The following is a 10,072-nucleotide window of genomic DNA, read 5'->3' on the forward strand; positions in this document are numbered from 1 at the left end:
GGAGCCACTGGGCCCACTGGTGCAACTGGAAGTACTGGCACTACTGGACCCACTGGTGTTACTGGAACAACGGGAGCCACTGGACCTGCTGGTGCAACAGGAACAACGGGAGCTACCGGCGCAATCGGAAGTACTGGCGCTACCGGACCTACTGGTGTAACTGGAACAACTGGGGCTACCGGACCTACTGGTGCAACTGGAAGTACTGGAGCCACTGGGCCTACTGGCGTTACCGGAACAACTGGAGCGACAGGAGACTCCGCTACTGAAACGAATAGTTTTGCAGCCAACACAACAGGGGCTATCGTTCCGGTAATTGTTGTAGGGACGCTGGTGCCGCTACCGAGTGCACAGGTTTTAAATGGCGTTATAGTTAATGGGGCGAATACTGTATTTACAATTACTCAACCAGGTGACTATTTTATTTTTTATAATGTAAACTTAACTGCATCCTTACTTTTGGGAAGTCGTTTGCTAATAAACGGAACTCCCTATACTGCTTCATCAATAAGTGCAGCTCTATCTCTATCCCGTTTTACAGCTAATGTTATCGTTCCTTTAAGTGTTGGAAACACTGTTTCTCTTCAACTATTTGGTTTATTAGGAAGTGCGACCCTACAAGCGGGCGCGGGAGCGTCATTAACACTCATTAGATTGGATTAGATTCTATATTTGAAAAAGCATCAGCCATATTGATATGCTCCCTTCCTAGTAGCAGAGAATTTTTATTATTTCTCTGTCCACTTTAAAGGGAGCATATCATATCGACTGATGCTTTTTTTGTTTTACTTTAAAATTCTCATAGCGCTCTTACAATTAGTTTACTTTATTAAAGCTGATCTCTTCAATTGTCATACCTGGTTTAGTAAAATCGAGTTCAAGCTTATAATAACCTTCTTCTAATTCGATACGTTGTAGTTTTTGCTTAATTATTTCGCCACCAGTTCCATTAGTCTGAGCAGTTGCTACAGTTTCACCATTTAAGACGATATTACAAGCAGTCTGTGAAAGGTCAGTTCCTGGTGACTTTAATGCAGCAAACATACGATATTCTCCAGATTCGGCTATTTTAAAAGTGACAGAACCAATTGAACTTGGAATAACACTGCCAGCAGCACTTAGACTTTGACCTTCCTTTGAAGGAGCTTGATTAGCAGAAAGCTTTCCAAAGCTATCCTTAAAGACTTGATCACGGTTAAAGACGGGTGCTTCAATTAAAAAATTACAAATATTTCTAGCTGATCTTTGTAATTCTCCTCTTGTTAACTGGCCATTCTCTAATCCTTTAAGACTATAGTCATCCATAGCATTTGTTTCAGCACCGTAGTTTGCAACAACCATATACAAATCATTTTGAGCTCTAACCATGTGCTGAGTGTTTCTCCGGTCTTGCTCACCGCCTTGAATTGGGTCATTCATATGCGCCCACCAATCCGTCATAACAATACCTTTAAAGCCCCATTCACCACGTAGAATTGTAGTGTTTAAATCGTAGTTTGAGGCAGACCAATGCCCATTAATTGGATTATAGGCAGTCATAACTCCTCGCGCATCGCCTTCTTTAACAATCATTTCAAATCCCTTTAAGTAAAGCTGACGGAGAGCTCGTTCCGAAACAACAGCATCGACCTTGTTACGTGACTGTTCTTGACTATTACAGGCAAAGTGTTTTGGCGTTGCGTGAGCACCAGCTTTCATAATACCTTTAGCATTTGCAACAGCAAACATTCCCGTAATATATGGGTCTTCTGAGAAATATTCAAAGTTACGGCCATTTAATGGATGGCGACGAAGATTCATCCCTGGCCCCAAAAGCATATCTATTTCATTTCTAACCATTTCTTTCCCTTCAAAAACATATAACTCTTCTACGAGTTCGGTATCCCAAGTAGCCGCTAGCAATGTCCCAATTGGAACTTGGGTAGATTTATGCCCACTATCCATTCTAATTCCAGAAGGACCATCAGCAGTACAGCCAACTGGAATTCCGTAATGAAGCAAAGTATCACTCACCCCACCGAATGCTGAAGCTGTTCCTGGTGTGACAAGCGGGCTACTCATTCCCTCACCTCGAACAATTGTGGCTAGCTCTGCATCATCCAGCTGTGCAATAAATGTATCAATCGTTACTTTACCATCTGCTACATCCTTAAGTTTATAATTCTGATCGCCTGTTTGTGCGATCTCTCTTGGTAATCGCGTTGCAATCCGATCCTGCATTGAAATTTGGCGAGTTGGAACATCATCATAAGTTGGATTATAGTAGCCATCAGAACGTTTTTCTCCTGGCTTTAAGCGCTTAAAGGCTTTTAATGGCGCAAGTGCTTCTTCAAGCTGCTCAATTACGCGAGTGTTTTCGACAATGAAACCTAAATCCTTATCAACAGAAACAGCTACAGTCTCGCGGACATTAGCGCCTAGATGAATGTAATAAGTACCGGCTTCCAATACATAAGCTGATCGATAGCCTGTTACACCACTATCATCATAAGAGGTTAAAGAATTAACACTCACATGCATCATTAATGTTTCAGATTCACCTGGGGAAAGCTCTTTGGTTTTCCCAAAAGCGACAAGCGAACGCAATGGCTGCCCCAGTTCACCTTGTGGTGCCTCTACATAAACTTGGACAGCCTCTTTTCCAGAATAGCTCCCCGTATTCGTCACTTTAACAGATACATTAATATATGCTTGATTATCTATATTAACTGTGTTGGCTGTATGTTCACTATAACTAAAGGTTGTATAAGATAAACCATATCCAAAAGGAAATTGAACTTTGTCAGGTGCAAATGTTTCAAAGTATCGATAACCCACATAAATGTCCTCTTGATAAATATTACACGTGTCACTACCATAGTTTTCATGAGAAGGATAGTCTTCAATAGCATATGCTACTGTATCAGTCAGTTTACCACTTGGTGTTACATCCCCAACCAAAACATCTGCAGCTGCACGACCGCCTTCCATACCTCCATGCCAAGTGTAGATAAGTCCTTGGACTGAATAATCTTTTAACCAACTTGTATCAATAATGTTGGAGGTATTCAGCACGACCGCCACTTTATCAAAATACGTTGTAACTTGCTTAAGCATTGACTTTTCTTCTTCAGTTAGCAAGTAACTACCAACCTCATGAGCATTATCCTGATCCTCACCAGCTGTCCGGCCAATAACAACAATTGCTTTATCAGCAACTGCTTGTGACTGCTTAACAATTTCATCTGTTAGTGGCATTTCCTGTTGGTGCCATGGCTCTGCTGCCCAGCCACCGCCTCCATCATCAAAGGGATTTTCTTCAATCCAATCATCATAAATACTAGCTAATTGTTCATCAACATGAATTTCACTTTTCGCACGTAAACTATCGATTAAGTTAGTTGTGTAACTAACGTGCACGCTCCCGCCAGAGCCTGTCCCACTTCTATAATAATTCTTTTGTACCCTGCCAAAGACCGCTACCTTTTCTCCATTAGTAATGGGAAGTACTTGCTTATCATTTTTTAACAATACAGCCCCATCTGCTGCTACCTTCCTGCTGAATTCAGCAAATCCTTCTAATGGTACGCCTATTAATTGATTTACCATAATTGTTCCTCCTACATAGAAATCGATAGTGTTAATTTTATCAGAAAGCGGTTTCATTTTAAACATAAAAATACCGAGAAAAATAACCTTAAAAAGAAGTGCTTTTATGCTTCTAGCACTAATTGTTGGACTTTTTATAATGAGGCTTTTCATTAATAAACCTTATTACTCCAGTATTAATTAAACCATTTGCATTAGAGTATGAGAACGAAGCTAGGCAATTAGTTAAGGTAAAACGATTAGACAATCACAATATACGGTGATTAGGTGAGCATCAAATATTCACCAAATGCTTGTTTACGATAGGACATCTGACCATAGAAAGTTGGTTTAAACCCATTTTTTACATAAAACTGCTGGGCCCGATTATTGCTTTCACTTACATATAAAGCCAAATTTAAATAGCGTTTTTTTAACTGCTGCAGAACTGTTGACCCAACCCCATTCCCCTGATATTTAGGTGCAATCGCAAATCCTTGTATGTAAAAGTAATGTTTAGGTATATCACCACTAAACATTCTTGCACTTTTCTTATAAATAGTTCTTTTCTTAAAGAATTGAGCCCACCCTAGAATTTTCCGGATGTCCGCTGTTCCTTGAACCCCGCTATCTGCCAATGCAGAAACAGGATAGATAATTACAATACCAACAAAAGTCTGCTCATCCCATATCTCCAATAAATAGCGCGTTAATAAATTTAAAGTCAATCTTTGTTGCAGGACATCCTTTACCTTATTACCATACCATAGCTGTAATAGCTCTGGATCTGTAGAATAAAGCAGCTCGACAATATCTGATTGACGATTACAGTCATAGCTGCTTTTCTTTAAATATATAGTCATGTTGATCACCTCATTATTAGTGTTACCTTCTTAAGTAAAAGCAAACCCGTTACTATTTAAAGTAACAGACCTGTACTCAGAAAAGTTAACCATTGTTTACTTGTAATAATGAGTGTTATTTTACTAGTATTACCAAATGAGTCGTGCAGACTCTACCGCTTATTCTGCTAACGTTGTACGATAGAACTTGTATCCACCTGATAAATTAGAGACATTCTTAAAGCCATGATTTATTAAAATATTCTGGACCGCATTACCTGTCGTGCCACCATTACAGTATGTCAAGACAGGAACTTCCTTATCCAATTCTCCCATCCGTTCTCTAATCTCAGCATGGGGAATATTTATCGATTCTTTAACATGCCCCTCGTTATACTGCTGTTTAGTTCGAGTATCAATAATTTGAATAGTCTCGTCAGGATTATCTAGACTACTGGATGTTCGCACATCACGCTCCTTACTAATTGCATTATCTAAGATCATACCCGTATAATGGACAGGATCTTTTGTAGTAGAAAATGGAGGAGCATAGGCTAGGTCGAGATGAAATAACTCGTCAGCACTTGCTCCATAAGTAATTAAAGTAGCAAACACATCAATTCGTTTATCGACACCAGCTTCACCAATGATCTGTACACCTAGTAGTCTACCTGACTGCTTATCAGCGACTGATTTAATACACATTTCCTTACCATTAAAATAACTTGCTTTGTCAGGCTTACTGTTATGAGCAGCCACGACATTAATACCGGATTCTTTGGCTTCATTTTCTGATAAACCTGTTGTTGCAACAGTAAGATTAAATAGTCGATAAATACCTGTTGCAAGATTTCCTTTATAAAAGAGTGAACCGCCTGATAAAACATCTCCTGCAATTCTCCCTGTCTTATTTGCCGTTGAACCTAACGGATGATAAACAGGTTGCATTGTAATAAGTGAAAAGGTTTCAATACAATCGCCGCAAGCGTAGATACCCTCCATATTTGTTTGCATCCGCTTATTCACCTTTATTGCACCAGTTTCTCCTAATTCCACTCCAGCTCTTTCTGCTAGCTGCACATTAGGTTTTATACCTGTCGCCATAATAACAAGTTCAGCACTAAGCTTTCCATGCTGACTGAGAACAACATGATCACTATTGATTTCTTCCAGCTCTGCCTGTTTAATAATTTTTATCCCTTTCGCTCGTAATTGCGTTTCAAGGTATTGGGCCATATCTTCATCGAGATTTGGCGTAATTTGGCTATTCTTTTCAACAATGGTTACGTCAATACCAAGCTCATGAAGATTTTCAAGCATTTCAAAGCCAATAAACCCTGTACCTACAATAACGGCAGTCTTAGGTTGCTGTTGTTGTAGATAGTTCTTTATTTGTCTAGCATGTTCGACTGTCCTTAATCCAAATACGTGCTTCTGATCTATCCCTCTAATCTTTGGAAAAACTGGACTTGCTCCAGTAGCAATAACTAACTTATCAAAGCTATCATCAAATACCTCTTCTGTAGCTAAATTCTTTACTGTTATCGTTTTGACCCTGTAATTAATCTGCTGTACTTGGTGCCCAGTACACACATTAATATTATATTTCTTTTTAAAAAAGTGAGCATCCCTAGGTGTTAATTCATCGATCTGTTCTACTTCCCCACCAATATAATAAGGAAGTCCGCAGCTTGAATAAGAAATGTCTTGATCTTGTTCATAAATGGTGATGTCGGCATTATCATCATTTCTTCTGGCTTTTGCTGCGGCAGCTGTTCCGGCCGCAACAGCTCCAATTACAATTAATTTCATTTCTGTTCCTCCTAAAAATGGTTTAACGCAGTTTAACTGACTGTATGCCCTCCACTTCAAGCAGAAAAGGAGAATCAAGGTAAGCTATGTCGAGGATAAAGTAAATTCCATTGATTGAAAATTCACTTTATGCATTCTTATTCCCATTATTTCATAATTTAACCCTCTCAAGCTGATATTTGGCGAATTTAGGAGGTATCTCTCTTATCTATAATTGTCCATAAAGCCCGGAATTCCCTTAATATTGGTCATAAAACCACTGCAACACAAGCGTATTTGCAACTTTTGATTGTTAATAATTAACAATAAAAAAACCAAGAAGCACGCAAAATAAGTTCACGTACTTCTTGTTAACCAGTAAGAAAAAAACCAAGTTACAAACGCTTGAGCTGCCAAACGATTAAGCCCAACATGGCAAATTCCGACACTCCAAAACTGAGCCAGACACCAACCATGTCGAAGAAGTAAGCTAGGATCATGATTAGCGGTACAATAAAAACGCACCCTCGTAATATTGAAAGCTTGAACGCTAAGTTGGCACGCTCAATTGCATTTAAGTAAGCAATCGCAATCATGTTTACACCTGCCGCAAAAAAGCCAATAAAGTATAATCTTAACCCCTGCTCAGTTAAAGACTGAAGTAAAGGACTATTGTCACGATTAAAAACACTTATAATCCAATCAGATGTAAGATTGACAGTGAGGTAAATAGCGAAGGCTAGTGCAATAGCTGTGAACATCCCATACCTTCTGACCCTTTTTAAATCTTTACCTTGGTTTCTTCCAAATAAATCACTGACTATCGGCTGCATACCTTGGGCAACTCCGGTATAAATAGCAATCACAACAAATGAGATATTGGCAATTATACTATAGGCTGCAACCCCTATGTTTCCCATTATTCGTACAATCACAATATTGAATACTAAGATCACAATTCCGGTTGATAGTTCCGTTATAAATGCAGAAAGACCTAAGTTGACAATTCTGCCAAAAATGAAAAATTCCCATTTGATTTTTTCAACCTTTAATGTATTGGCAGCTGATTTAAAATGAAGCAATAGAACGAGTATACTGATGATTGGCGTAATGCTTGTTGCTAATGCAGCCCCAAGCATTCCCCAGTCAAAAATATAGATGAAAATATAATCAAATATTATATTAGCAAGACTTCCCAGAAGCATGCCCATCATGGCGACCTTTGGATTATGGTCGTTGCGAATAAATGCTACCATTAAATTGTTGAAAATGAAAAATGGCGCAAATAGTAAAATTACCCTTAAATAAACACTCGTTAGAACCAGTGTTTCGTCATTCGCGCCAAACCATATAGAAAGTTGTTCAGAGCCAAACAATCCCACCAACATGCAGATTAAACTGAGTATGCCCCCCAATATTAAGGCATGATTAAAGACATTCGTCGCGCTTTGTGGTTTACGCTGTGCTCTTAGAATCGTATACCATGTTCCACCACCAATGCCGATTAATAGCCCAATTCCTGAAACAAGGGTAAAAATAGGAATGGCTAAATTAAGTGCTGCTAAGCCTAATTCTCCTATTGCATTGGCAATAAAAATGGTGTCTGCTAATATGTATATCGCTAAGCCAATCATACTTAAAACATTTAAACTTACATATCGGTAAAAAGTTTGAAAATCCCCTCTCATCTGCCCACCTCAATTGTTATTGTGTACGCGAAACGAATGGCACACCTCCCAGTGAGGAGGATATGCCATCCTTGTTCAAATCATACTTATTACGCAAAACTTTAGCAAAGTGAAGCAGACCTGTCAACTTCTATCCTTCTTCTGTACAGGAATCCAAATCTCACAGAACAGATCAATTTGACTTTCTGCTGGGTAAAGCTCAAAATCAGTTGCATCTACCATTTCATATGCTGAATTAGGTAAGAACTCCTTGAAAATGCGATCCCATGTTTCTCCAATACATTTGGGGTCGGAACCAATACAAGGAAATACTGCCCACAAAGGGGCAGCGATTGTCCACAATTTATACCCTTCCGGAACATCACCAGTTTTGTATTCTGTACCAATACCGTATTCGAATTGTTTACTTTCCTTGGTAATTGATGCACACACGCCATAAAAATCTGCTCCATAATGTGCTAAAAAAGCAGACACACCATTTTGATTTGACTCGGACCAAAAATCTGCAATTGCAGTACTCTCCGGATTAGCTGCATGCTCAATAGCAAATGTCTCTACTTTCGTTATTAATTGAAATGAATCCCGCCTTACAATTTTATATTCCATCTCAGTCCCGCCTTCCACTTGAATTTTAATGACGAGGCGATTAAACGATTTTAGATTTTGTCCAAGCTGCTTAACTTTATATGGTGTCACACCATGGAACCTTGAAAATGCTTTTGAAAAACTCTCCGGAGAGTCATAGCCATACTTTAAAGCGACATCAATTACCTTATACTCAAAGGTCATGAGTTCTTGTCCTGCATCAGATAAGCGCCGTTTTCTAATATACTCATTTGCCGTCATTCCTGTAATCATGCTAAAGGTACGATGGAAATGATAGTTAGATTGATGCAAATAGGACGCAACATCTTGATAATTAATCGGTTCTAATAAATGCTCTTCCATATAAGCAATTGCTTCTTGTAAATCAGTTAAAAAATGCATTGTAAATCACCTCACAACTCAAGTTTATCCTTAACTACTTTAAAAAGCCTGACCAATCTTGCACAGTTTTGTCTCTAAACATCATCTTGACTTACTAATGTCCCTTGGTGGAAGAACATTTGCCAGTTGCCAGTTGACTTTCGCCACAGTGATGAGCGATTAGCCAAGCGATTACGATTCAAAGGTTCTCTTGTTTGAAAAGTAGCTTGTACAATTCCAGGCGATAACGCTTTGACTTGGAAATGACTAATCTCAATCATCGACTCCAGTTCTTGCTGCTCATGATTAAAAAAATTAATAATATCTCGCTTACTATACACCTCTCCTGATGTGCCGAATTCAACAAAGTCTTCTGCCAACAAGTGCTTTAAATCGTTCATATTTCTGGTTAACAGCTTCGTTTCAAGTTGATTAATCACTTTTTTGATTGATTCATTATGTTGATCCTTTTTAGTGTAAGCATAGACATAGGTATCCCTCAATGATTGGCCGTCAGCTGAAATATCATCTTGCTTTAAGTGCGCCTCAAAGCTAAATTGCAAGCGCTCCGCTACCGCTTTGCTTTGACTATTATCTGGCTCACACCTAATTTCAATTCGATTTAAACCTAGTTCATTAATACCCAACGCACATAACGCACGACCAGCCTCTGTTATGTAACCCTTCTTCGTAAAATCTGTGCGTAACCAATAACCAATTTCCGCCTTCGGTACACGCCAGTCGACATTTTCAAGGCTAATAATACCAACAAAACGATTGGTAGCTTGTTCAAGTATTAAAAAACGAAACGCGTTTCGTTTATGAAAATTAATAAATGCCTGTCTCCGATTCTCCTCAGTTTCTTCAAGAGTTGGTGGCTTTTGAGCAAAATGCAACCATGGCTTAAGCTCAGGCAACGAGAAACGAATTGCCCTGTTAATATGATAAGAATCCTCAGGCTCGGATGGAATTCTTAAAACAAGTCGTTCTGTTTTAATTAACGTCGATATATTAAGTAATAATGGATTCACAATACAACACGCACCTCTTTTCTCATCCTTTACATTATTGAGTCAATTTCATAATTCATATTAACATAGGAAAATAGGAACATTAAAGCTTATTATTGAGTTTTTAAACGTAGTTAGCTAAAAATAAACACATGAAAAAATCCACTAACTAGCATAGCGTGTCGCATTCAGCAGTCCCTTCGCTTTC

General features: G+C 38.8%; 7 protein-coding genes. 1 reads left to right on the forward strand and 6 read right to left on the reverse strand.

Annotation, left to right across the window (positions count from 1 at the left end):
- On the forward strand, positions 1–663 hold a 663-nt coding region (locus BM000_RS16465), incomplete at its 5' end, for a BclA C-terminal domain-containing protein (RefSeq protein ID WP_091500417.1).
- Between the two features lie 153 nt (positions 664–816).
- Here BM000_RS16465 and BM000_RS16470 read toward each other — a convergent pair.
- The 6 genes from BM000_RS16470 to BM000_RS16495 all read right to left on the reverse strand — a co-directional run bounded on the left by BM000_RS16470 (position 817) and on the right by BM000_RS16495 (position 9,885).
- The gene (locus BM000_RS16470) at positions 817–3,588 is read right to left on the reverse strand and encodes a glycoside hydrolase family 3 protein (RefSeq protein ID WP_091500418.1); all 2,772 of its coding nucleotides are present in this window, start codon (positions 3,586–3,588) and stop codon (positions 817–819) included.
- A gap of 263 nt (positions 3,589–3,851) precedes the next feature.
- The gene (locus BM000_RS16475) at positions 3,852–4,430 is read right to left on the reverse strand and encodes a GNAT family N-acetyltransferase (protein WP_091500420.1); all 579 of its coding nucleotides are present in this window, start codon (positions 4,428–4,430) and stop codon (positions 3,852–3,854) included.
- Between the two features lie 159 nt (positions 4,431–4,589).
- On the reverse strand, positions 4,590–6,221 hold the full coding sequence (locus BM000_RS16480; RefSeq protein ID WP_091500421.1) for an FAD-dependent oxidoreductase: 1,632 nt from the start codon (positions 6,219–6,221) through the stop codon (positions 4,590–4,592).
- Between the two features lie 374 nt (positions 6,222–6,595).
- On the reverse strand, positions 6,596–7,888 hold the full coding sequence (locus BM000_RS16485) for an MATE family efflux transporter (protein WP_091500423.1): 1,293 nt from the start codon (positions 7,886–7,888) through the stop codon (positions 6,596–6,598).
- A gap of 123 nt (positions 7,889–8,011) precedes the next feature.
- Complete coding sequence (locus tag BM000_RS16490; RefSeq protein WP_091500425.1) at positions 8,012–8,875, reverse strand: AraC family transcriptional regulator; 864 nt, start codon at positions 8,873–8,875, stop codon at positions 8,012–8,014.
- Positions 8,876–8,949: 74 nt separating this feature from the next.
- Entirely contained in the window at positions 8,950–9,885 is a 936-nt protein-coding gene (locus tag BM000_RS16495; protein ID WP_091500426.1) for a GNAT family N-acetyltransferase, read from the reverse strand.
- Positions 9,886–10,072 lie beyond the last annotated feature (187 nt).

Origin of the sequence: Amphibacillus marinus (assembly GCF_900110345.1) — a bacterium.
In the GTDB taxonomy this organism is placed as follows: domain Bacteria; phylum Bacillota; class Bacilli; order Bacillales; family Amphibacillaceae; genus Amphibacillus_D; species Amphibacillus_D marinus.

Bases quoted from the DNA above. Each gene is read 5' to 3' on its own strand.
- BM000_RS16485 (WP_091500423.1), bottom strand. From the start codon at position 7,888: ATGAGAGGGGATTTTCAAACTTTTTACCGATATGTAAGTTTAAATGTT.
- BM000_RS16470 (WP_091500418.1), bottom strand. From the start codon at position 3,588: ATGGTAAATCAATTAATAGGCGTACCATTAGAAGGATTTGCTGAATTC.
- BM000_RS16490 (WP_091500425.1), bottom strand. From the start codon at position 8,875: ATGCATTTTTTAACTGATTTACAAGAAGCAATTGCTTATATGGAAGAG.
- BM000_RS16475 (WP_091500420.1), bottom strand. From the start codon at position 4,430: ATGACTATATATTTAAAGAAAAGCAGCTATGACTGTAATCGTCAATCA.
- BM000_RS16480 (WP_091500421.1), bottom strand. From the start codon at position 6,221: ATGAAATTAATTGTAATTGGAGCTGTTGCGGCCGGAACAGCTGCCGCA.